Source organism: Streptomyces sp. NPDC046308, from assembly GCF_055588065.1.
Window position 1 is genome coordinate 360,972 of sequence record NZ_JBVJFB010000003.1, and the last position, 22,842, is coordinate 383,813.

The following is a 22,842-nucleotide window of genomic DNA, read 5'->3' on the forward strand; positions in this document are numbered from 1 at the left end:
CGTAGCACCTCATCGGTCTCATTCGACAGGAACCCCATGAGCGACACTTCCTCCCCCTTCGGCTTCGAGCTCGTGCGGCGTGGTTACGACCGTGGTCAGGTGGACGACCGCATTACCAAGCTGGTCTCCGACCGCGACAGCGCCCTTGGACGTATCAACTCTCTGGAAAAGCGGATCGAGGAGTTGCACCTCGAGACGCAGAACGCCCAGGCCCAGGTGAACGACGCCGAGCCGTCGTACGCCGGTCTCGGCGCCCGGGTCGAGAAGATCCTTCGGCTGGCCGAGGAGGAGGCGAAGGACCTGCGCGAGGAGGCCCGTCGCGCGGCGGAGCAGCACCGTGAGCTCGCCGAGTCGGCCGCCCAGCAGGTGCGCAACGACGCCGAGTCGTTCGCCGCCGACCGCAAGTCGAAGGCGGAGGACGAGGGCGTCCGCATCGTCGAGAAGGCGAAGGGCGACGCGTCGACCCTGCGCGCGGAGGCCCAGAAGGACGCGGCCTCCAAGCGCGAGGAGGCCGACGCGCTGTTCGAGGAGACCCGCGCCAAGGCCGCCCAGGCCGCCGCGGACTTCGAGACCAACCTGGCCAAGCGCCGTGAGCAGTCCGAGCGCGACCTGGCCTCGCGTCAGGCGAAGGCCGAGAAGCGCCTCGCCGAGATCGAGCACCGCGCGGAGCAGCTGCGCCTGGAGGCCGAGAAGCTGCGTACGGACGCGGAGCGCCGCGCCCGGCAGACGGTGGAGACCGCGCAGCGCCAGGCCGAGGACATCGTGGCCGACGCCAACGCCAAGGCGGACCGTATCCGCAGCGAGTCCGAGCGCGAGCTGGCGGCGCTCACCAACCGCCGCGACTCCATCAACGCGCAGCTGACGAACGTCCGCGAGATGCTGGCGACGCTCACTGGTGCGGCCGTCGCGGCGGCCAACCCGATCGTGGACGACGAGCCGGTCAGCCGCGGCGTCCCGGCGCAGCAGAGCCGCTGATCGACCGGCGGGTCGAAACCCGTCGCACGTGCTTGGCCCGACCGAGGGCCCTGTGTCACCTCTTCGAGGTGGCGTAGGGCCCTCGGGCGTTCTAGCGTGGCCGCATGATCGAGCTAGAGGGACTCACCAAACGATTCGGCGCGAAGACCGCCGTGGACAACCTCAGCTTCCAGGTCCGACCGGGGGTGGTGACCGGCTTCCTCGGCCCCAACGGGGCAGGGAAGTCCACGACCATGCGCATGATGCTCGACCTCGACCATCCGACCAGCGGGACGGTCCGGATCGACGGGAGGCACTACCGCGAGCTGCCGGAGCCGCTGAAGCACATCGGGGCGCTGCTGGACGCGAAGGCCATGCACGGCGGGCGCAGCGCGTACAACAACCTGCTCTGCCTGGCCCAGTCGAACGAGATCCCGCGGAGCCGGGTCGACGAGGTGCTGGACCTCGTCGGGCTGACGGCCGTCGCGAAGAAGAAGTCCAAAGGATTTTCGCTGGGCATGGGCCAACGGCTGGGAATCGCCTCCGCCCTGCTGGGTGATCCGGAAATCCTGATGTTCGACGAGCCCGTCAATGGTCTGGACCCGGAGGGAATTCTCTGGATCCGCAATCTGATGAAGGGCCTGGCGGCGGAAGGACGGACGATCTTCGTCTCCTCCCATCTGATGAGTGAAATGGCGCTGACCGCAGACCATTTGGTCGTCATTGGTCAAGGGAGACTTCTGGCCGATCTGCCGATGGCCGATTTCATTCAGCAGAACTCCCGCAGTTACGTCCGGCTGCGCTCCCCGCAGCAGGAACGGCTCAAGGACGTCCTGCACGACGCGGGGATCAACGCCGTCAGCGTCCCCGCCACCGGCACGCTGGAGATCGACGGGGCGAGCGCGGAACAGCTCGGCGAGCTCGCCGCCCGGCATCAGATCGTGCTGCACGAGCTCAGCCCGCAACGGGCCTCACTGGAAGAGGCGTTCATGCGCATGACGGCCGACTCCGTCGAATACCACGCCCACGCACCGGGCGCACCGGGCGCACCCGGCGCCCCGGTCCCGCCGGGCATGGCCGCCGACAACCCGGCCCGGCCGGCCGACGTCCCCGCCTGGGGCGCCGGCTTCGAGGCGACGCGCAAGGGCGGCGAGTGACCATGGCCTTCACCGCAGTCCTCCGGTCCGAGTGGACCAAGATCCGCACGGTCGCCTCCACCAGCTGGACGCTCGCCCTCGTCTTCCTCGTCACCGTCGGGTTCGCCGCGCTGTTCAGCGCCACGTTCGACCCGAACAGCCTGGACGCGGCCCAGCGGGCCACGTTCGACGCCACCGCCACGAGCCTCAGTTCGATGCAGCTCGGCCAGCTGGCCATGATCGTCTTCGGTGTGCTGGTCGTGAGCACCGAGTACAGCACGGGCATGATCCGCACCTCGCTGGCCGCCGTGCCGCGCCGCGGGCACTTCCTGCTCGGCAAGATGGCGGTGGCGACGGCGCTGGCCCTGGCGGTGGGGCTGCTGACCAGCTTCGTGTCGTTCTTCCTCACCCAGGCCCTGCTCGGTGACCTCGGCATCGGGATCGGCGAGGAGGGCGTGCTGCGCGCCGTGACCGGCGCCGGCCTGTACCTGGCGCTGCTGGCCCTGTTCTGCATGGGCGTGGCGGCCATGCTGCGCAGTTCGGTCGCCGCCATCAGCGTCCTGGTCCCGTTCTTCCTGATCGTCTCGAACCTCCTCGTGGGTTTCGAGGCGACGCGTACGGTCGGCCAGTACCTGCCGAGCAACGCCGGCGGGAGGATCATGCAGGTCGTGCCCGACGCCCTCGGGTCCTTCGAGACCCCGTACGGACCGTGGGGCGGCTTCGGGATCATGGTCCTCTGGACGCTGGCCTCGGTACTCGGGGGCTACGCCGTCCTCCGCAAGAGGGACGCCTGACCTCCTGCCGAGGTACTACGGGGGATCCCCGGGTCGGTCTCAGGGGCAGCTCAGGGATCCGGCCCGGGACGGAACCGGAGGAAGCTCGTTATCCTCTTAACCCTTACGCGGGCGAGAGTCGTCCCGGCCTGGTAAGGGGCAGCAAGATGATCGAGGCAGTCGGCCTGACCAAGCGCTACGGCGCCAAGACCGCCGTCGACCAGTTGTCCTTCCAGGTCAAGCCGGGTCACGTCACGGGATTCCTGGGACCCAACGGCTCCGGGAAGTCCACCACCATGCGCATGATCGTGGGCCTGGACCGGCCCACCTCCGGTCATGTCACGATCAACGGCCGGCCCTTCCGGGACCTGCCGAACGCCCAGCGGCACGTCGGCGCCCTGCTCGACGCCAAGGCCGTGCACGGCGGCCGCCGGGCCCGTACCCACCTGCTGTCCATCGCCCAGCTCTCCGGGATCCCGGAGAAGCGGGTGGACGAGGTGCTGGCCGTGGTCGGACTCCAGGACGCCGCCCGGCAGCGCACGAAGGGCTTCTCGCTCGGCATGGGCCAGCGGCTCGGCATCGCCACCGCCCTGCTCGGCGACCCGCAGGTGCTGCTGTTCGACGAGCCGGTCAACGGCCTCGACCCCGAGGGCATCCTGTGGGTCCGCAACCTCATGCGCCGGCTCGCCGCCGAGGGCCGCACCGTCTTCGTCTCCTCGCACCTGATGAGCGAGATGGCGCTGACCGCCGACCACCTGATCGTGATCGGGCGGGGCCGGCTGCTGGCCGACATGGGCACCCGGGAGTTCATCGCGCACAACTCGGCCGGATTCGCTCGGGTGCGTGCGGCCGACACTGATCCGGATGGCCGGGACACGCTGGGTACGGCCCTCACCGAGGCCGGCGGCCGGGTGCTCCAGGAGCCCGACGGAGCACTGCGCGTGACCGGCCTGGAGCTGCCCCGCATCTCGGACCTCGCGCACGCGGCGGGCGTACGGCTGTGGGAGCTGTCACCGCACCACGCCTCGCTGGAGGAGGCGTACATGCGGATGACCCAGTCCGCCGTCGAGTACACCTCCACCGAGGACCCGCGGGCCGAGCTCTGGGAGCCCGAACCGCTGACCCTCCCGGCGTGGGACGAGGAACCGGCGCCGCCGGAGGTCCCGCAGACGGGCTTCTTCGCCCCGCCGCCGCCCACGGCGGGCGGGCAGCCCTTCCTCATGCCCAGTGATCCCGGCGAGCTCACGAGCACCGCCAAGAATTCCCCCGAGGACAGACGATGACCCCGACGACCACGACGCCGGAGCGGCCCCGGAGCTACAGCTCCTCCCTCCCCACGCCGCGGCCGCACCTGGGGCACGCCGTCGCCTCGGAGTGGACCAAGCTGGTCTCCATCCGCTCCACCCTGTGGACGCTGGGCTCGCTCGTGCTCATCGTCGTCGGCGTCGGGCTGCTCTTCGTCTCGCAGACCTCGGACGAGGACTACACGGGGATCACCTTCACCACACCCGCCCTCTTCGGCCTGCTGGTCGGGGAGATCGCGGTGATGGTCCTCGGCGTGCTGACCATCACCTCGGAGCACGGCACCGGGCTGGCGCGGACCACGTTCACCGCCGCCCCGGACCGGTACCGGGTGCTCACCGCCAAGTACCTCGTCTTCAGCGCCACGGCCCTGGTCACCACCGCGCTGTCCGTCTTCGTGGTCGGCATCGCCGCGTCGCTCGTCCACGACGGCGCCGCGGCCGGCTCGCACGCCTTCCACGAGTGGCTCGGCGCGCTGCTCGGCTGCCTCTACGTCACCCTGCTCGGCGTGCTCGCTCTCGCGATCGGCGCGCTGGTGCGGCACTCCGCCGGGGCGATCGCCGTCATGCTCGGCCTCGTCACGCTGCCGCCGGTGGTAGGGGCCATGCTCAGCGCCTGGGAGTTCGTGGCGCCGCTCGGGCGGGCGGTCCTCCAACGCAACGTGCCGGTGGCGCTGAGCCAGCTCTTCGGCATGAGCGAGGGCGGCGACCTGGGCGCGGCGCCCAGCACCCTCTCGCACGTGCTGCTGATCGTGCTGGTGACGGGCGCGGCCGTGACCGCCTCGTACGTGTCGCTCGGCCGCCGGGACGTCTAGGGAGTCCTAGTACCTCGGCGCGTTACGGGACCGCTGCACCTTCGAGGTGCGGCGGTCCTTCGCGTTCCAGCACGCCTTGTGCCAGTGCCGCCGGTCGTCCACGCCGCCGTACTCGGGCCAGGCCACCAGGTGCGGGGTGCCGGAGGGGATCTCCTGGTCGCAGCCGGGGCAGCGGTAGCGCTTGCCGGCCGCGCTGGCGCCGGCGACGTGCCGGACCTTCCAGTCCTCGCCCTGGTACTCCTCGGTGCGCTCCAGCCCGTAGCGGTCGAGGCCGGTGCTGGGGCGTTCGTCCGGGGTCTCGCCGCCCCTGGGGCGGTTGTTGCGCGGTGACACGTATACCTCACGGAAGGGCGGACGGCAGTGACTTTCTCCCAGACTACGCGCAGCGTGGCCGGGTACCCGCAGGGTTGCCGAGGGAGGTGCCGGCGCGAAGAGGAATGGCCCGACAATCCCAATAACTTTCGTGTCAGCCCGTGCCTTTGGCACGTGTCAGACGTTGTTGCCATAGGAAGAACCGGTCCACCTGGGGAGGCCGCGTCAGCCGCGAGGAGGCTATAGGCGATGCGCGTAGGAGCGTTTGTACTGGCGGCCCAGTTCCCGGGCCAGGGACAGGGAGAGGCACTGCACCGGGCGGTGCGGACCGCCGAGGTGGCCGAGGTGGCCGGGCTCGACTCGGTCTGGCTCGCCGAGCACCACTTCGTCCCGTACGGGGTCTGCCCCTCGGCGGTGACCCTGGCGGCCCTGCTGCTGGGCCGGACCCGGCGGCTGCGGGTGGGCACGGCGGTGAGCGTACTGCCGAGCACGCACCCGGTGGCCCTCGGCGAGCAGGCGGCGCTGCTCCACGTGACCTCGGGCGGCCGGTTCACCCTGGGGGTCGGCCGCGGCGGCCCGTGGGTCGACCTGGAGGTGTTCGGCGGCGGTCTGGACGCGTACGAGAACGGGTTCCCGGAGGCCCTGGACCTGCTGCGGCGCTGGCTGACGGAGGCACGGGTGGGGGCCGCCGGCGAGCGGTACGGCTTCCGCGAGGTGGCCGTCGTACCGCGGCCGTCGCAGGCCCTGGACGGGGACGGCTCCGGGCCGGAGGTCATCGTGGCGTGCACCTCGCCCGCTTCCGTACGGCTGGCCGCGCAGCGGGGGCTGCCGATGCTCCTCGGCATGCACTGCGGGGACGAGACCAAGGCGGAGATGGTCGCGCTGTGGCGCGCCACGGCGCTGGCGGCGGGTCACTCGCGCGAGCACGTGGCCGACGCGGGACACGTCTCCGCGGGGGTGTGCCAGCTCGCGGACCGCACGGCGGACGCCCGCGAGACCCTGCTCAAGGCGATGCCGGGCTGGCTCAAGCAGGGCCTGGACGCGCACGTGACCGTGGACGGGCGGGTGCGCGCGATGCGGGATCCCGTCGCGTACACGGAACTGCTGTGCGACCTGCACCCGGTGGGCACCCCGGAGGTGGCGGCGGACCGGCTGGCGGCCACGTCCGCACGGACCGGGATCACGCGCTTCGCCCTCCTGACGGAGGGCTCCGGCGATCTCGCCGCGACGGAGGAGAACGTACGACGACTCGGCGTCGAGGTCCTGCCCCGCCTCGGCTGAGATCGACCGGACCTGCTTAGCAGTCCCGCAGTTCCGGAGACTGGTTGAGCAGCTGACCGCGGATCGAAGTGAACTTGGCCAGCCGGTCGTCCACCGAGGGGTCCAGCGGGAACACCGCAACCCGGTGACAGTTCTGGAATGCCAGGCGCACTCCGAAGTGCCGCTGCAGGGCACCCCGTATCGCGTCACTCGCGAGGGCACGCAGCAGCTGCCCCCGCGCCTGCTCGTCGGGCGGCGGCGTCTGGTTGTCGGCGAACTGTCCGCCGTCCACCTTCAGCTGGGCCACCAACGAGCTGATCATCTCCCATGCGTAGGGCAGGGAGGTCCGGACGCAGTCGACGAAAGCGGCTTCGTCGACCTCGCCTCGCTCGGCCTGTTCGAGTAGGGCCGGTGAGACGTCGAGCGACATGGGTTCTCCTCTCGCGGCCCCGGCCGATTGGGTTGCCGGAGCCTTACGGGCAGGGAAGGAGATCGCGACGCAGCGTGCACGCTCCGCAACCTCCCGCTCACCACGGTAGGCGCCCCATGGGTGACGCACCAGGAGAATGCGCATACAACGCGCCATCGGCGAAGGGGGCTTTCAGGGGCGAATCGCGTGGAGGCCTTCTCGTCGAGTAGCGTTGCCGACCATGCGTCTCGTCATTGCCCGCTGCTCCGTCGACTACGCGGGCCGGCTCACCGCCCATCTGCCCTCGGCACCCCGTCTGATCCTCGTGAAGGCCGACGGCAGTGTCTCGATCCACGCGGACGACAGGGCGTACAAACCGCTCAACTGGATGTCGCCCCCGTGCACCCTCAAGGAGGGGAGCGGTGATGACGCCGGGGTGTGGACGGTCATCAACAAGGCGGGCGAGAAGCTCATCATCACCATGGAGGAAGTCCTGCACGACTCCTCCCACGAGCTCGGCACCGACCCGGGTCTGATCAAGGACGGCGTCGAGGCCCACCTCCAGGAACTCCTGGCGGACCGCATCGAAACGCTGGGCGAGGGCTACACCCTGATCCGGCGCGAGTACATGACGGCGATCGGTCCGGTGGACATCCTGTGCCGGGACGCCTCCGGCGCGACGGTGGCCGTGGAGATCAAGCGGCGCGGCGAGATCGACGGTGTCGAGCAGCTGACCCGCTACCTGGAGCTCCTCAACCGCGACCCGCACCTGTCGCCGGTCCGGGGCGTCTTCGCCGCCCAGGAGATCAAACCGCAGGCCAAGGTGCTGGCGACGGACCGCGGGATGGACTGCGTGGTCCTGGACTACGACGCGCTGCGCGGCATCGAGGACGACAAGCTCCGCCTGTTCTGATCACCGGCCCCGCCCGGCTGCCCTACGGCGCGGCCGCCCGGCCGACCGCCCGCTGACGCAACGGCTCCGTCCCGAAGGGGACGGAGCCGTCGGCGTTCACGGGCCCGCGGTGGGCGAGGCGGCCGTGGCGGTGACCGCCTGGGTGGCCGTCGGCGTCGGGTCGGCGGTCTCGGTCGGCGTCGGGGACGGCCCCGCGGTGGTCGGCGGGGGCGAAACGGACGACGGCGGCGGCGAGTTCGGCGGCGTCGCGGACGGACGGCGGGACGGGGTCCGGCCCGGCGTGCGGCCCGGGGTCGGGGCGCCGGCGCTCTGCCCCGGCTGCGCGGCCTCCGACGCGGGGGCCGAGGCCGCCGGCGGCTCCGGTGCAGGATCGTTCCCGCTGACGCTCGGCACGGTCGGTGTGACCACGGACGAGGGGGTCGAGGAGACCGCCGGGCCCTGCGCGGGCGGCGTGTCGTCCGAGGAGCCCAGCGCCAGGGCGACGACCGTGCCCAGCGCCACCACCGTCAGGGCGCCCGCCCCGGCCAGCAGCACCACCCGGCGCCGGTCCGGGCGCCGGTCCGGCGCGGCCGCGGGCCTCGGGGCGGCGGGCGCGGCCGGCTTGGGCGCCGGCGGGAAGGCGTCCTCGAACACCTCCGACAGCGTCGTGGGCGGCTCCTGGCTCCGGTTCACCGGCACGACGGGGGTCATCCGCGTCACCGCCTCGGCGGAGACCGGGCCCGCCGGGACCACGGGGGCGACGCGGGCCGACGGAGCCGGGCGGTCCGCGGCCGGGGCGGCCTTGGCGAGCGGGGCGGTCTTGGCGAGTGGCGCGGTCTTGGCGAGGGGGGCGGTCGGGGCGGACGAGCCCGCCGGGACGGCACGGGTGGCCGGGGCGGCCGGGGTGGCCGGCGTCGGCACCGTCAGCGCCTCCGAAGCCGCCGCGAGGGCGGCCGGCGCCTCCAGTCGCAGCGGCGGCGAAGCCGCCACCTCCGCCTCCCGGTCCACGACCAGCGCCAGCGCGCGCCGCCCGGCCACCGTGCCCCGCTTGTCGGCCAGCGCGCCGCGCAGCCCGATCGAGGTCTCCAGCTCGGCCCGGGCCCGGTCCAGGCGCCCCTCGCACAGGGCCAGCACACCGAGCTCGTGGTGGAAGTACGCCTGCTCGGCGACCTCTCCCGCCTTGCGCGCGGCCTCCGCTCCGGAGCGCAGCACCCGCTCCCACGCCTCCCAGTGCAGTGAGCCCGCGAAGGCCGGAGCCGCCGTCCGCGCCAGCAGCACCGCCGCCACCACGTCGGCGCCGGCCAGCGCCGCGAGCACCGCGTCCGCCTCGGCCGCGACCCGCTCCGGGGTCACCGAGGAGTGCCCGGTCCACCAGGCGTAGTGCCGCGCGGCCGTACGGGCCTCCTCCGCGGCGGTGTCCCCGTACCCGGCCTCCTCCAGCTGCCGTGCGACGCCCGCGGCCAGCCGGTAGCGCGTCCCGACGGGCGTCAGCAGCCCGCAGGCCAGCAGTTCGGCCACCGCCGTGTCGGCGTGGGTGTCCCCCACCAGGGCCGGCAGGTGCGCGTGGTGCGGCAGTTCCCCGCCGAGCGCGCAGGCGATCCGCAGGGCGGCCCGCGCCGACTCGCTGACCCGCGAGGCCAGCAGCTCGGCCGGGGCAGCGCCCTCGGCCAGCGTCGGCAGCGGAACCTGCGCGGGGTCACGCGGGCGCTCGTCGAAGACCCCGGGCTCCTCCTCGTCGTCGTCCTCGGCGGTGTGGTTGAGCTCGTCCCGCTGCCGCAGCAGCGCGGCGGCCTGTACGAAGCGCAGCGGCAGCCCCTCGGAGGCGAACCACAGGTCCCCGGCCCAGGCGGTCTCCTCGTCCGTCAGCGGCCGTCCGACGCCCGCTTCGAGCAGGTGCGCGCAGTCGGCCTTGCCCAGCCCGGTGAGGAAGACCTCCTCGAGGTGCGAGTCGTCGGAGGGGGAGCGGGTGTCGGGGGTCGTGGCGAGCAGGTAGGCGCATTCGGGGGTGGCGCGCAGCAGTTCGTCGAGGGCGGGTCCGCCCATCTCCAGGTCGTCGAGGAGGACGACGGCTCCGATGTCCCGTACGCGGGCGAGGAGCTCGTCCCGCTCGGGCCGCTCCCCCGGGGCGTCGTACACGGTCGCGTAGAGCGTCTGGAGGAGTTCCGAGGGCTGCTGGTGCCCGTACCCGGAGAGCCGTACGAGGCCGTCGGGCGCGAGGCCCGCGCAGCGGGCGGCGACCGCGTCGAGCAGTGCGCTGCGGCCGGACCCGGAAGGCCCGGTCAGCCGTACGGACCGGCCCCGTGCCAGCAGCCGGACGAGGCGTTCCCGCTCCTCGTCGCGGCCGAGCAGGGCGGGTATGCGGTTGCCGGGGCCCGGCAGGGCGGGGACCCGTGCCGCGCTCTCCCGGGCCGTACGGGCGGCCGCGTCGCGCTTGGCGGGGCGGCCCCGCTCGGTGCCGGGGCGGAGCGGCTCGATCTCACTGCCGTCGACCGGGTTGACGGTGAGGGTGAAGTCGCCGGCGGTGAGGGTGACGACCCGGGCGGGCCCGTGCGGCGTGGGCGCGGCGTTCGTGGCGGACGGGCCCTGAGCCTGCCCGGATCCGGGCCCGGGCGGCGCGGAGCCGCCCGCGGACTGCCCGTCCTGTTCGATCTGCCCCTGTGTACGGTCCATGACCCAGTCCCCCGATCGCGGGCCGCGCGCCTCGCCGTCGTACCGCCCGGCCTCGGCGCACCCGCGGTCGCTCCTGGTCCGGTTTCCGCCCGAACCCTAGACCGTGGCCGGTGGTGCGGGAAACCGCAGGGGGGCGATCACCACCGGACCGTTACGTTTCCGCAGGAAATGCAAAGGTCAGCGGCCTGCCGTTCAGACGCGGGGCAGGGACTCCGCCTCGAGGCCGCCCTCGATGGCGAGGATCCGGTGCAGGCGGGTCGCGACGAGCAGCCGCTGCATCTGGGGCGGCACCCCGCGCAGGACGAGGCGCCGGCCGGTCCGGCCGGCCCTCCGGTGCGCACCCATGATCACGCCGAGGCCGGTCGCGTCCCAGGAGTCGAGCCCGGTGAGGTCGAGCACGAGGTCGCCGTGGCCGTCGTCGAGCGCGGTGTGGAGGGCCGTACGGGCGTCCGCCGCGCTGCGCACGTCGAGGCGGCCCCCGACAGCGAGTTCGGCGTGGTCGCCCCTGATGTGCATGTGTACTCCCGGCAGTACTGCGTACGTATGGTCCGACTGGTCCGTGGTCGGCAACTCTCACTTCAACTGACTGCCCCACGGGCAGGGAAGTTGCCGACCGTGAGCGAACCGATACCTAAATCACCCGGAGGGGTGAACGAAGTATTCGAACGGTGGTGCTCAGTGGCTGGCCCGGCCTCAGTGCTTGTAGAAGCCCTGGCCGCTCTTGCGGCCGATGTCGCCCGCGTCCACCATCCGGCGCATGAGCTCCGGCGGCGCGAACTTCTCGTCCTGCGACTCGGTGTAGATGTTGCTGGTGGCGTGGAGCAGGATGTCGACGCCCGTGAGGTCGGCGGTGGCCAGCGGCCCCATCGCGTGGCCGAAGCCCAGCTTGCACGCGATGTCGATGTCCTCGGCGGAGGCCACGCCCGATTCGTACAGCTTCGCGGCCTCGACGACCAGCGCGGAGATCAGACGGGTCGTCACGAAGCCGGCGACGTCGCGGTTGACGACGATGCAGGTCTTGCCGACGGACTCGGCGAACGCCCGCGTGGTGGCGAGGGTTTCGTCGCTCGTCTTGTAGCCGCGCACGAGCTCGCACAGCTGCATCATCGGGACGGGCGAGAAGAAGTGCGCGCCGACGACCCGCTCCGGACGCTCCGTCACGGCCGCGATCTTGGTGATCGGGATGGCGGAGGTGTTGGAGGCGAGGATCGCGTCCTCACGGACGATCTTGTCGAGGGCCCGGAAGATCTCGTGCTTGATCTCGATCTTCTCGAAGGCGGCTTCCACGACGATGTCCACGTCGGCCACCGCGTCGAGGTCGGTGGTGGTCGTGATGCGCGCGAGCGCCGCCTCGGCGTCCTCGGCCGTCAGCTTGCCCTTGGAGACGAACTTGTCGTACGAGGCCTTGATGCCGTCCGTGCCACGGGTCAGCGCGGCGTCGGTGACATCGCGCAGCACGACGTCCCAACCCGCCTGAGCGGAGACCTGAGCGATCCCGGAACCCATCAGTCCGGCACCGATGACGGCGAGCTTCCCAGCCACTGCACACCCCACGTTCTTCAAATGACCAGTCTCAAACACGGCACGGTCTCGTAGCCACTCCGGCGGAGACTAGCGTCCGGGCGGTGCGGTGTGACCGCGAAGTAACACGCGTCACGTCTCAGATGACGGACATCACACCGGTACGGCCCAGCGCCCCTGCCCAGCCCTCCAGTTCACCCGTGCGGTTCACCCGTGCTCCGGCTCGCCGCGGCCGGAGGTGGTCCGTCTACGCTGGCCGCATGGTGAACCTCACGCGCATCTACACCCGTACCGGCGACTCGGGCACGACCGCCCTCGGCGACATGAGCCGCACGGCCAAGACCGACCTGCGGATCTCCGCGTACGCCGACGCCAACGAGGCCAACGCGGCCATCGGTACGGCCATCGCGCTCGGCGGGCTGCCGGAAGAGGTCGTGAAGGTCCTGGTCCGCGTGCAGAACGACCTGTTCGACGTGGGCGCCGACCTGTGCACGCCGGTGGTCGAGAAGCCGGAGTACCCGCCGCTGCGGGTGGAGCAGTTCTACGTCGACAAGCTGGAGGCGGACTGCGACCTCTTCCTGGAGCGGGTGGAGAAGCTGCGCAGCTTCATCCTGCCCGGCGGCACGCCCGGAGCGGCCCTGCTGCACCAGGCCTGCACGGTGGTCCGGCGCGCCGAGCGCTCGACGTGGGCGGCGCTGGAGGTGCACGGCGAGGTGATGAACCCGCTGACCGCCACCTACCTGAACCGCCTCTCCGACCTCCTGTTCATCCTGGCGCGGGTGGCCAACAAGGAGGTCGGCGACGTGCTCTGGGTGCCGGGCGGCGAGCGGTAGGACGCGCTATCGGTCGCTATCGGTCGGTCTTCGCCAGTGCGGGCCGCTCCTCGACGCCCGCGGGGGCCTTTTTCGGCCAGATCGTGTACGCGGCGGCGACCAAGGCGTGGATGCCGACCGCGCGCAGGGCGCCGAACTGCCAGGCCTCGAGCGAGCTGACGTCGCCCGCGTCCCCGACGTACCAGATGGCCACCTGGAGCAGGGCGAGGGCGACGGCGGCCGCGACGACGGTACGGACCCACAGCTTCCACTCGTGCACGGCCCGGGCCTTGCCGTATCCGGCGCCGGCCGGCTTGGGCCCCCCGGCCAGCCGGTGGGCGGCGTGCCCGTCGAGCCACTTGACCGTGTAGTGGCCGTAGCCGACGGTGTAGCCGATGTAGAGCGCGGCCAGACCGTGCTTCCAGTCCGGCTCGGCGCCGTTCTTGAGGTCGATCGTGGTGACCACCAGCAGGACCAGCTCCATCAGGGGCTCGCACAGCAGGACCGCCGCCCCCAGCCTGGGCTTCTTCGCGAGGTACCGCAGGGCCAGTCCGGCCGCCAGCAGCACCCAGAAGCCGACCTCGCAGGCGACGACCAGCGCCACGATCATGGGATTCTCCGTCCGCTCGGGGTTTTCCCTTCCCTTCCAGGCTCCCGTCCGGCCGGGCCCGTTTCGTCGTCGCCATTGACCATGTGGGCCTGCATCCTTCGATGTAGCCGCACCTCGGCCGCTCCGCCGACGTGCGCCGCCCGCGCACCCTGTTGGATGGGACCGTGACCCCGAAGAGCCTGCGCCCCCACCGTGACGACGTCCTCCTCGCGGTGGTCAGCGTGCTCGCGGGCCTGGTCTTCTGGTCGCTCGGCGTCTACAGCAGCCCCGGCCGGGACCTCCTGCCGGCCTGGGCCGCCCTGGTCCCCCTCGTGGCCCTCGGTGCGATGGAGCTGCTGCGCCGCACCAAGCCGAATGTGACCCTGGCCGTCGGCACCGCCGGCGTGATCGCCGACCAGTTCACGGTCGGCAGCCTCGCCACCGTCGTGATCTTCACCGACCTGATGTACGCCGCCGTCGTGTACGGAGAACCGGCCAGGGCCCGGCGGCTCCCGGTCACCACCGGTCTGATCACCATCGTGGTCACCATCGCCTCGCTGGCCTGGCTGCGCACCCCGCAGGCCCTGCTGATCGGCGCGATCACCGGCATCGTCAGCTTCGGCCCTGCCCTGACCGGCGCCACCCTGCGCAACCACCGCGAGGCCGCCGAGGCCGCCCGGCTGCGCGCGGAGCAGACCGCGCTGCTGGCCGAGATGGACCGCAACCAGGCCGTGGCCGCCGAGCGCGCCCGGATGGCCCGAGAGCTCCACGACATGGTGGCCAACCACCTCTCCGCCATCGCCATCCACTCCACCGCCGCGCTCTCCATCGACACCGCCGCGACCAGCCGCGACGCGCTCGGTGTGATCCGCGAGAACAGCGTGCAGGGGCTGGCCGAGATGCGGCGGCTGATCGGGCTGCTGCGGGATGCCGGGGGCGACCAGGAGCCGGTCGCCGTGCCCTCGCTGGACGGCCTGGACGCCCTGATCGCCAAGGCCGGGACCAACGGCTCGGCGAGCGGGCTGACGTTCGTACTCCACGACGAGCGGCCGTCCGGGGAGTCGGCGGCGGCCCCCGTGGAGCTCGCCGCGTACCGGATCGTGCAGGAATCGCTCACCAACGCGATCAAGCACGCCGCCCCTGGCCGGGTCACGGTCCGTGTGGCGCGCGCCGACGGACTGCTGACCGTGGCGGTGGACTCCCCGTACGGCGACCGGCCCGGCCCCCGCGCCCCCGGCTCCGGGGCGGGTCTGGTCGGCATGCGGGAGCGGACGGAGCTGCTGGGCGGCGCGTTCACGGCCGGCCGGTCCGGCGCGGTGTGGCAGGTGCGGGCGACACTGCCCGCGGAGGAGAAGGCGGTGGAGGCATGACCATCCGGGTGGTGGTGGCGGAGGACCAGAGCGCGGTACGGGCCGGGCTGGTGCTCATCCTGCGCAGCGCGGGGGACGTCGAGGTGGTGGGCGAGGCCGGCGACGGGGAGGAGGCGGTGCGCCTGGCCCGGGAGCTGCGGCCGGACCTCGTCCTCATGGACGTGCAGATGCCCCGGCTCGACGGGGTGTCCGCGACGCGTCAGGTGGTCGCGGAGGGCCTGGCCGACGTGCTGGTGCTGACCACCTTCGACCTCGACGAGTACGTCTTCGGGGCGCTGCGGGCGGGGGCCGCGGGCTTCCTCCTGAAGAACGCCGACGCGGCGGAGCTGATCGCGGCGGTACGGACGGTCGCGCGCGGGGAGGGCCTGATCGCCCCGGCGGTGACCAGGCGGCTGATCGCCGAGTTCGCGGCGCCCCGGCCGACGCGGGCCACCCCCGCGCCGGAGACGGCCGCGGCGGTGGCCTCCCTGACCCCGCGGGAGCGGGAGGTGCTGAGCGCGCTGGGCGAGGGCCTGTCGAACGCGGAGATCGCCCAGCGGCTGGAGATGGCGGAGGCGACGGCGAAGACGCACGTCAGTCGCCTGCTCGGCAAGTTGGAACTGCGCAGCCGGCTCCAAGCCGCGGTACTGGCGCAGGAGTTGGGGATATAGGTCCGTCTGCGGGCGGCCGTTCGCGCGTACCGGTCTGGACCTCTTGACGGTTGGTCCAGACCTTTCTACGCTCGCCGCAACACTGTGGTGAGCGTGCCATGACAAAGCGTGCTCACGGGCGGCGCAGGTCCCACCCCCATGTCGAGGTCCCCCACGACCGAGACGGACCTACGGAGGATCACCCTTGAGCACAGCATCCCCACCCCGCACCAGGCGCACCCGGTTCTTCACCCGCGTCGCGGCGATCGTGGCCGCGCTCGCCCTGCCCGTCACCGGGCTCGTCGTGCTCGCCGCCCCGGCCCAGGCGGCCGCCGCGGCGACCGCGACGTACACCAAGGTCTCCGACTGGGGCACCGGCTTCGAGGGCAAGTGGGTGGTGAAGAACACCGGCACCACCACCCTCACCAGCTGGACCGTGGAGTGGGACTACCCGGCCGGCACCTCGGTCACCTCGGCCTGGGACGCCACCGTCACGGCCTCGGGGACCCACTGGACGGCCAAGAACGTCGGCTGGAACGGCACCCTCGCCCCGGGCGCGAGCGCCAGCTTCGGCTTCAACGGCGCCGGCGGCGGCTCCCCCACCGGCTGCAAGATCAACGGCGCCTCCTGTGACGGCTCCACCCAGCCCGGCGACGCTCCCCCCTCGTCCCCGGGCGCCCCGACCGCCTCCAACATCACCGAGACCTCGCTGAACCTCAGCTGGGGCGCCGCCACCGACGACAAGGGCGTCAAGAACTACGACGTCTACCGCGACGGCGCCAAGATCGCCACGGTCACCGGCACCACCTACGCCCAGACGGGCCTGACCAAGGGGACCACCTACAGCTACCACGTGGTCGCGCGCGACACGATCGACCAGACCGGCGCCGCGTCCCCCACCGCGTCGTTCACGACGGCCGGCGGCACCCAGCCCCCGGACCCGGGCGGCAAGGTCAAGCTCGGCTACTTCACCGAGTGGGGCGTCTACGGGCGCAACTACCACGTGAAGAACCTGGTCACCTCGGGGACCGCGAGCAAGATCACCCACATCAACTACGCCTTCGGCAACGTCCAGAACGGCCAGTGCACCATCGGTGACGCCTACGCCGACTACGACAAGGCCTACACCGCCGACCAGAGCGTCGACGGCGTCGCCGACACCTGGGACCAGCCGCTGCGCGGCAACTTCAACCAGCTGCGCAAGCTGAAGAAGGCCTACCCGAACATCAGGATCCTGTGGTCCTTCGGCGGCTGGACCTGGTCCGGCGGGTTCCCGCAGGCCGCGGCCAACCCGACCGCCTTCGCCCAGTCCTGCTACAACCTCGTCGAGGACCCGCGCTGGGCCGACGTCTTCGACGGGATCGACCTGGACTGGGAGTACCCGAACGCCTGCGGACTGTCCTGTGACACCAGCGGCGCCGCCGCCTTCAAGAACCTGCTGCAGGCGACCCGCGCGAAGTTCGGCGCGAACAACCTGGTCACCGCCGCCATCACGGCCGACGCCTCCAGCGGCGGCAAGATCGACGCGGCCGACTACGGCGGCGCCGCGCAGTACGTCGACTTCTACAACGTGATGACGTACGACTTCTTCGGCGCCTGGGCGGCGCAGGGCCCCACGGCCCCGCACTCCCCGCTCACCTCGTACGCGGGCATCCCGCAGGCCGGCTTCAACTCGGCCGACGCCATCGCCAAGCTCAAGGCCAAGGGCGTCCCCGGCGCCAAGCTCAACCTCGGCATCGGCTTCTACGGCCGCGGCTGGACCGGCGTCACCCAGGCGGCCCCCGGCGGCACCGCCACCGGACCCGCCCCGGGCACGTACGAGCAGGGCATCGAGGACTACAAGGTGCTCAAGACCAGCTGCCCGGCCACCGGCACGATCGCCGGCACGGCCTACGCCAAGTGCGGCAGCAACTGGTGGAGCTACGACACCCCGGCCACCATCGCCGGGAAGATGACCTGGGCCAAGCAGCAGGGCCTCAAGGGAGCCTTCTTCTGGGAGTTCAGCGGGGACACCACCAACGGTGAGCTCGCGAACGCCATCCACACCGGGCTGCAGTAGGAAGGACGGAAGCCGGGGAGACGGGTCCGCCCCCGTCTCCCCGGCTTCTTCACGTCCTGAAGTCCTCGGCCCACAGCGGGACCCCCAGGCCACGGGAAAGGAACCTAGGCGACATTCACCCTCCCCCAGACTTCGTCCGGGGGGACCCCCACCCAACGGGAAAGGAATTCAGGCAACATTCACCCGTTGGCCGGGGGGCGCCGCCTCCAGCCAGGCGAGGAAACCGGTCAGCGCGTCCTCGCTCATCGCCAGCTCAAGGCGGGTCCCCCGGTGGAGACAGCCGAGCACGACGGCGTCCGAGAGCAGGGCCAGCTCCTCCTCGCCCTCCGGGGCGCGGCGGGCGACGACCTCGATGGAGGACCGCTCCAGCAGCCGGCGCGGCCGGTGGGAGTACGAGAACACCCGGAACCACTCGATCCGGTCACCGCTGTAGCGCGCGACCCCGTACACCCAGCCCTTGCCGGAGACGTCGGGCTTGTCGGCCACGCCCCAGCGCATGCTGCAGTCGAAGGTCCCGCCGGACCGCTGGATGAGCCTGCGGCGCAGCCCGAAGACAAACAGCCCGATCACCACCAGGGCTACCACCAGGCCGCTCACAAGCAGAGCGAGGAGCATCTTCACCGACCTCCTCGCTCATCGAATACCGCATGAGAAAAAAACGACCTGCATCGCCTCAGCCGCGACCCGGTCTGGAAAATTCCAGAACGGACCGCGGCTGAGGTCTGCCGGGTACCGGCGGTCGCCCCCCGGTACTCAGCGGTTCAAACTCCGACGGGCGTTCAGCCCGTTACGGCGCGCAGCCGGACATCAGCGCGACGCTCGGCGGCGGCGTCCGCCTCCGCCTTCGCGCGCTCCAGTGCCCGCTCCGCACGCTGGACGTCAATCTCGTCCGCGAGCTCGGCGATCTCGGCCAGCAGGGACAGCTTGTTGTCCGCGAACGAGATGAAACCGCCGTGCACCGCGGCGACGACAGTGCCGCCCTCGCTGGTGCGGATGGTCACAGGGCCCGATTCCAGCACACCGAGAAGCGGCTGGTGACCGGGCATGACGCCGATGTCGCCGGACGTGGTGCGGGCGACAACAAGGGTGGCCTCGCCGGACCAGACATTGCGGTCCGCCGCGACCAGCTCGACGTGCAGCTCAGCAGCCAAGGTGGCTCCTCGGGTCACCACCCGGCGGGTCAGCCGGGTGTTGGGTCAAATTCTAATGGGCGTGGGGAGAGGGACGGGACACACCCGCCCCTCTCCGTCGAACCGTCGAACCGGATGCGCCCCTCGCGGAGCGCGCCGGATCAGGAGACGCCCAGCTCCTTGGCGTTGGCCTTCAGGTCCTCGATGCCACCGCACAGGAAGAACGCCTGCTCGGGGAAGTGGTCGTAGTCACCGTCGCAGATCGCGTTGAACGCGGTGATCGACTCGTCGAGCGGGACGTCCGAACCGTCCACGCCGGTGAACTGCTTCGCCACGTGGGTGTTCTGCGACAGGAAGCGCTCGACGCGACGGGCACGGTGGACAACGAGCTTGTCCTCCTCGCCCAGCTCGTCGATACCGAGGATCGCGATGATGTCCTGGAGGTCCTTGTACTTCTGCAGGATCCCCTTGACGCGCATCGCCGTGGCGTAGTGGTCCGCCGCGATGTACCGCGGGTCGAGGATGCGGGACGTCGAGTCCAGCGGGTCCACGGCCGGGTAGATGCCCTTCTCGGAGATCGGACGGGAGAGAACCGTCGTCGCGTCGAGGTGGGCGAAGGTGGTCGCCGGCGCCGGGTCGGTCAGGTCGTCCGCGGGGACGTAGATCGCCTGCATCGAGGTGATCGAGTGACCGCGGGTCGAGGTGATGCGCTCCTGCAGCAGACCCATCTCGTCAGCCAGGTTCGGCTGGTAACCCACGGCGGACGGCATGCGGCCCAGAAGGGTCGACACCTCCGAACCGGCCTGGGTGTAACGGAAGATGTTGTCGATGAAGAAGAGCACGTCCTGCTTCTGCACATCGCGGAAGTACTCCGCCATGGTCAGACCGGCGAGCGCGACGCGAAGACGGGTGCCCGGGGGCTCGTCCATCTGGCCGAAGACGAGCGCCGTCTTGTCGATGACGCCGGAGTCGGCCATTTCCTCGATGAGGTCGTTGCCCTCACGGGTACGCTCACCGACGCCCGCGAAGACCGACACACCGTCGTGGTTGTTGGCGACGCGGTAGATCATTTCCTGGATCAGAACGGTCTTGCCGACACCGGCACCACCGAACAGACCGATCTTTCCACCCTTGACGTACGGGGTGAGGAGGTCGATGACCTTGACGCCGGTCTCGAACATCTCGGTCTTCGACTCGAGCTCGTCGAAGCGGGGCGCCTTGCGGTGGATCGGCCAGCGCTCGGTGACGTTGGCGTTCTCCTCCGGGTAGTTCAGCACCTCACCCAGGGTGTTGAAGACCTTGCCCTTGGTGAAGTCACCGACGGGGACGGTGATGCCCTCGCCCGTGTCGGTCACCGGGGCCTGGCGGACCAGGCCGTCGGTCGGCTGCATCGAGATGGTACGGACGAGGCCGTCACCCAGGTGCTGCGCCACCTCGAGGGTCAGGGTCTTCAGCGCGCCGTCCTCGGCCGGGTCGGCGACCTGGACCTTCAGCGCGTTGTAGATCTCGGGCATGGCGTCGACGGGGAACTCCACGTCGACGACCGGGCCGATGACCCGGGCGACGCGGCCCGTGGCGGCGGCCGTCTCAACAGTGGTCGTCATTACTTGTCACTCCCCGCGGTCGCGTCAGCCATGGCGCTCGCGCCACCGACGATCTCGCTGATTTCCTGGGTGATTTCGGCCTGGCGGGCCGCGTTGGCAAGCCGGGAGAGGCTCTTGATGAGGTCTCCGGCGTTATCGGTCGCCGCCTTCATCGCGCGGCGGCGGGCGGCGTGCTCGGAAGCGGCCGACTGCAGCAGTGCGTTGTAGATACGGCTCTCGACGTAGCGCGGCAGCAGGGCGTCGAGGACGTCCTCCGCCGACGGCTCGAAGTCGAACAGCGGAAGGATCTCGCCCTTCGTACCGCTCTCCTCCGCAGCCTGGTCGAGGCTGAGCGGCAGCATCCGGCCGTCGACCGGGTTCTGCGTCATCATCGACACGAATTCCGTGTAGACGATGTGCAGCTCGTCGACGCCACCCTCGGCCGTCTCCGTCTGGATGGCCTCGATCAGCGGCTCCGCGACGCGCTTGGCGTCGGCGTAGGCCGGGCTGTCGGTGAAGCCGGTCCACGAATCCGCGACCTTGCGCTCGCGGAAGCCGTAGTAGGCCAGACCCTTGCGGCCGACGATGTACGTGTCGACGTCCTTGCCCTCAGCGCGCAGCCGCTCGGTGAGCCGCTCCGCCTGCTTGATGGCGTTCGAGGAGTAGCCGCCGGCCAGACCGCGGTCGCTCGTGATGAGCACGATCGCGGCACGGGTCGGCGTCTCGACCTCGGTGGTCAGGGCGTGCTTGGTGTTCGAGCCGGTCGCCACCGCGGTCACCGCACGGGTGAGCTCGGTCGCGTACGGCATCGATGCCGCCACCTTGCGCTGCGCCTTGACGATGCGCGAGGCGGCGATCATCTCCATCGCCTTGGTGATCTTCTTGGTCGCCGTGATGGCACGGATGCGACGCTTGTAGACCCGGAGCTGCGCTCCCATGAGTCAGGTCCCTTCCGTCGTCACTTGGAGACGTTGACGGCCGGTGCGTCCTCGCCCAGGAGCTTGCCGTCCGAGGTCTCGAACTGGCGCTTGAAGGAAGCGATGGCGTCCGCGACCGACGTCAGGGTGTCGTCCGACATCTTGCCGCCGTCGGCGATGGAGGTGAGGAGGTCCTTGCGCTCGCGGCGCAGGTGCTCCAGCAGCTCCGACTCGAAGCGACGGATGTCGTTCACCGGGACGTCGTCCATCTTGCCGGTGGTGCCGGCCCAGACGGAGATGACCTGCTCCTCGACGGGCATCGGCTGGTACTGGCCCTGCTTCAGCAGCTCGACCAGACGCTTGCCCCGCTCCAGCGCGGCCTTCGACGCGGCGTCCAGGTCGGAACCGAAGGCGGCGAACGCCTCCAGCTCGCGGTACTGGGCGAGGTCCAGGCGCAGACGGCCGGAAACCTGCTTCATAGCCTTGTGCTGGGCGGAGCCACCAACGCGGGAGACCGAGATACCGACGTTCAGCGCCGGGCGCTGGCCCGCGTTGAACAGGTCGGACTCGAGGAAGCACTGGCCGTCGGTGATGGAGATGACGTTGGTCGGGATGAACGCCGACACGTCGTTCGCCTTGGTCTCGACGATCGGCAGACCGGTCATCGAACCGGCACCCATGTCGTCGGACAGCTTCGCGCAGCGCTCCAGCAGACGGGAGTGCAGGTAGAAGACGTCACCCGGGTAGGCCTCACGGCCCGGCGGGCGGCGCAGCAGCAGCGACACGGCGCGGTAGGCGTCGGCCTGCTTCGACAGGTCGTCGAAGATGATCAGGACGTGCTTGCCGGCGTACATCCAGTGCTGGCCGATGGCGGAACCGGTGTACGGCGCCAGGTACTTGAAGCCGGCCGGGTCGGACGCCGGGGCGGCGACGATCGTCGTGTACTCGAGCGCGCCGGCGTCTTCCAGGGCGCCGCGAACGGACGCGATGGTCGAGCCCTTCTGGCCGATGGCGACGTAGATGCAGCGAACCTGCTTGTTCACGTCGCCGGAGCGCCAGTTGTCGCGCTGGTTGATGATCGTGTCGACGGCCAGGGCGGTCTTACCCGTCTGACGGTCACCGATGATCAGCTGACGCTGGCCGCGGCCCACGGGGACCATCGCGTCGATGGCCTTGTAGCCGGTCTGCATCGGCTCGTGGACCGACTTGCGGACCATGACGCCGGGGGCCTGCAGCTCGAGGGCGCGGCGGCCTTCGGTCGCGATCTCGCCGAGACCGTCGATCGGGTTGCCGAGCGGGTCGACGACGCGGCCGAGGTAGCCCTCGCCGACGCCGACGGAGAGCACCTCACCGGTGCGCTGCACCGGCTGGCCCTCCTCGATACCGCTGAACTCGCCGAGGACGACCGCACCGATCTCGCGCTCCTCGAGGTTGAGGGCGAGACCGAGGGTGCCGTCCTCGAACTTCAGCAGCTCGTTCGCCATGGCGGAGGGCAGGCCCTCCACCTTCGCGATGCCGTCGCCGGCAACGCTGACCGTTCCGACCTCCTCGCGCGAGGCCGCGTCCGGCTGGTACGACTGGACAAAGTTCTCCAGTGCGTCCCGGATCTCCTCCGGCCGGATCGTGAGCTCCGCCATCTGGGTTCCCTGCTCTCCTTGTTGGGCCTGAAGCTTCTTAGGGGTCTGGGGGCGACCCCCAGGAATCTTCTGC

At 71.0% G+C, this 22,842-nt stretch carries 22 protein-coding genes; 11 read left to right on the forward strand and 11 right to left on the reverse strand.

The window, feature by feature from the left end:
• Positions 1–36: 36 nt before the first annotated feature.
• From ACZ6JT_RS15420 to ACZ6JT_RS15440, 5 genes are all read left to right on the forward strand, one after another.
• Positions 37–975 carry a coiled-coil domain-containing protein gene (locus ACZ6JT_RS15420; RefSeq protein WP_030708181.1) on the forward strand — a complete coding sequence of 313 codons (939 nt, stop codon included), beginning with the start codon at positions 37–39 and terminating at the stop codon, positions 973–975.
• A gap of 104 nt (positions 976–1,079) precedes the next feature.
• Complete coding sequence (locus ACZ6JT_RS15425) at positions 1,080–2,111, forward strand: ABC transporter ATP-binding protein (protein WP_469210092.1); 1,032 nt, start codon at positions 1,080–1,082, stop codon at positions 2,109–2,111.
• A gap of 2 nt (positions 2,112–2,113) precedes the next feature.
• The gene (locus ACZ6JT_RS15430; protein WP_469210094.1) at positions 2,114–2,884 is read left to right on the forward strand and encodes an ABC transporter permease; all 771 of its coding nucleotides are present in this window, start codon (positions 2,114–2,116) and stop codon (positions 2,882–2,884) included.
• Positions 2,885–3,030: 146 nt separating this feature from the next.
• Positions 3,031–4,146 carry an ABC transporter ATP-binding protein gene (locus tag ACZ6JT_RS15435; RefSeq protein ID WP_469210096.1) on the forward strand — a complete coding sequence of 372 codons (1,116 nt, stop codon included), beginning with the start codon at positions 3,031–3,033 and terminating at the stop codon, positions 4,144–4,146.
• Positions 4,143–4,979, forward strand: coding sequence for an ABC transporter permease (locus tag ACZ6JT_RS15440; protein ID WP_469210098.1), 837 nt, complete (start codon positions 4,143–4,145; stop codon positions 4,977–4,979). Before ACZ6JT_RS15435 ends, ACZ6JT_RS15440 begins: the two co-directional genes overlap by 4 nt.
• A gap of 6 nt (positions 4,980–4,985) precedes the next feature.
• On the opposite strand, the gene ACZ6JT_RS15445 is transcribed toward ACZ6JT_RS15440, so the two are convergent.
• Complete coding sequence (locus ACZ6JT_RS15445; RefSeq protein ID WP_030009607.1) at positions 4,986–5,312, reverse strand: hypothetical protein; 327 nt, start codon at positions 5,310–5,312, stop codon at positions 4,986–4,988.
• A gap of 228 nt (positions 5,313–5,540) precedes the next feature.
• Between ACZ6JT_RS15445 and ACZ6JT_RS15450 the strand changes: the two genes are divergently transcribed.
• The gene (locus ACZ6JT_RS15450) at positions 5,541–6,572 is read left to right on the forward strand and encodes an LLM class flavin-dependent oxidoreductase (RefSeq protein ID WP_469210100.1); all 1,032 of its coding nucleotides are present in this window, start codon (positions 5,541–5,543) and stop codon (positions 6,570–6,572) included.
• Between the two features lie 16 nt (positions 6,573–6,588).
• On the opposite strand, the gene ACZ6JT_RS15455 is transcribed toward ACZ6JT_RS15450, so the two are convergent.
• The gene (locus ACZ6JT_RS15455) at positions 6,589–6,981 is read right to left on the reverse strand and encodes an SCO5389 family protein (RefSeq protein ID WP_030660337.1); all 393 of its coding nucleotides are present in this window, start codon (positions 6,979–6,981) and stop codon (positions 6,589–6,591) included.
• Between the two features lie 220 nt (positions 6,982–7,201).
• Here ACZ6JT_RS15455 and nucS point away from each other — a divergent pair, with 220 nt between their 5' ends.
• Positions 7,202–7,873, forward strand: coding sequence for an endonuclease NucS (gene nucS, locus ACZ6JT_RS15460; RefSeq protein WP_469210102.1), 672 nt, complete (start codon positions 7,202–7,204; stop codon positions 7,871–7,873).
• A 96-nt stretch (positions 7,874–7,969) separates the two neighbouring features.
• On the opposite strand, the gene ACZ6JT_RS15465 is transcribed toward nucS, so the two are convergent.
• The 3 genes from ACZ6JT_RS15465 to ACZ6JT_RS15475 all read right to left on the reverse strand — a co-directional run bounded on the left by ACZ6JT_RS15465 (position 7,970) and on the right by ACZ6JT_RS15475 (position 12,064).
• Complete coding sequence (locus ACZ6JT_RS15465) at positions 7,970–10,522, reverse strand: ATP-binding protein (protein ID WP_469210104.1); 2,553 nt, start codon at positions 10,520–10,522, stop codon at positions 7,970–7,972.
• A gap of 192 nt (positions 10,523–10,714) precedes the next feature.
• Positions 10,715–11,038 carry an STAS domain-containing protein gene (locus tag ACZ6JT_RS15470; RefSeq protein WP_030153791.1) on the reverse strand — a complete coding sequence of 108 codons (324 nt, stop codon included), beginning with the start codon at positions 11,036–11,038 and terminating at the stop codon, positions 10,715–10,717.
• 177 nt (positions 11,039–11,215) lie between these two features.
• Positions 11,216–12,064: a 3-hydroxyacyl-CoA dehydrogenase family protein gene (locus ACZ6JT_RS15475; RefSeq protein WP_030708166.1), complete on the reverse strand. Its 849-nt coding sequence runs from the start codon at positions 12,062–12,064 to the stop codon at positions 11,216–11,218.
• A gap of 239 nt (positions 12,065–12,303) precedes the next feature.
• Between ACZ6JT_RS15475 and ACZ6JT_RS15480 the strand changes: the two genes are divergently transcribed.
• Complete coding sequence (locus tag ACZ6JT_RS15480; protein ID WP_469210107.1) at positions 12,304–12,876, forward strand: cob(I)yrinic acid a,c-diamide adenosyltransferase; 573 nt, start codon at positions 12,304–12,306, stop codon at positions 12,874–12,876.
• A gap of 16 nt (positions 12,877–12,892) precedes the next feature.
• On the opposite strand, the gene ACZ6JT_RS15485 is transcribed toward ACZ6JT_RS15480, so the two are convergent.
• Positions 12,893–13,465 (reverse strand): hypothetical protein, encoded by a 573-nt coding sequence (locus ACZ6JT_RS15485; RefSeq protein ID WP_469210109.1) that lies wholly within the window; start codon positions 13,463–13,465, stop codon positions 12,893–12,895.
• Positions 13,466–13,629: 164 nt separating this feature from the next.
• Between ACZ6JT_RS15485 and ACZ6JT_RS15490 the strand changes: the two genes are divergently transcribed.
• From ACZ6JT_RS15490 to ACZ6JT_RS15500, 3 genes are all read left to right on the forward strand, one after another.
• On the forward strand, positions 13,630–14,814 hold the full coding sequence (locus tag ACZ6JT_RS15490; RefSeq protein WP_469210111.1) for a sensor histidine kinase: 1,185 nt from the start codon (positions 13,630–13,632) through the stop codon (positions 14,812–14,814).
• Complete coding sequence (locus ACZ6JT_RS15495; RefSeq protein ID WP_469210113.1) at positions 14,811–15,464, forward strand: response regulator; 654 nt, start codon at positions 14,811–14,813, stop codon at positions 15,462–15,464. Before ACZ6JT_RS15490 ends, ACZ6JT_RS15495 begins: the two co-directional genes overlap by 4 nt.
• A gap of 184 nt (positions 15,465–15,648) precedes the next feature.
• Entirely contained in the window at positions 15,649–17,502 is a 1,854-nt protein-coding gene (locus tag ACZ6JT_RS15500; RefSeq protein ID WP_469210115.1) for a glycosyl hydrolase family 18 protein, read from the forward strand.
• 168 nt (positions 17,503–17,670) lie between these two features.
• On the opposite strand, the gene ACZ6JT_RS15505 is transcribed toward ACZ6JT_RS15500, so the two are convergent.
• The 5 genes from ACZ6JT_RS15505 to atpA form a co-directional block, all read right to left on the reverse strand.
• Positions 17,671–18,117, reverse strand: coding sequence for a DUF2550 domain-containing protein (locus ACZ6JT_RS15505; protein ID WP_030708156.1), 447 nt, complete (start codon positions 18,115–18,117; stop codon positions 17,671–17,673).
• 164 nt (positions 18,118–18,281) lie between these two features.
• Complete coding sequence (locus tag ACZ6JT_RS15510; protein ID WP_030708154.1) at positions 18,282–18,653, reverse strand: F0F1 ATP synthase subunit epsilon; 372 nt, start codon at positions 18,651–18,653, stop codon at positions 18,282–18,284.
• A 140-nt stretch (positions 18,654–18,793) separates the two neighbouring features.
• A complete protein-coding gene (gene atpD / locus ACZ6JT_RS15515; protein ID WP_030386949.1) occupies positions 18,794–20,236 on the reverse strand; it encodes a F0F1 ATP synthase subunit beta in 1,443 nt (480 codons plus the stop codon).
• Positions 20,236–21,153 (reverse strand): F0F1 ATP synthase subunit gamma, encoded by a 918-nt coding sequence (locus tag ACZ6JT_RS15520; RefSeq protein WP_469210119.1) that lies wholly within the window; start codon positions 21,151–21,153, stop codon positions 20,236–20,238. The genes atpD and ACZ6JT_RS15520 overlap by 1 nt, the downstream gene beginning before the upstream one ends.
• Before the next feature lie 20 nt (positions 21,154–21,173).
• Entirely contained in the window at positions 21,174–22,769 is a 1,596-nt protein-coding gene (atpA, locus tag ACZ6JT_RS15525) for a F0F1 ATP synthase subunit alpha (protein WP_469210121.1), read from the reverse strand.
• Positions 22,770–22,842 lie beyond the last annotated feature (73 nt).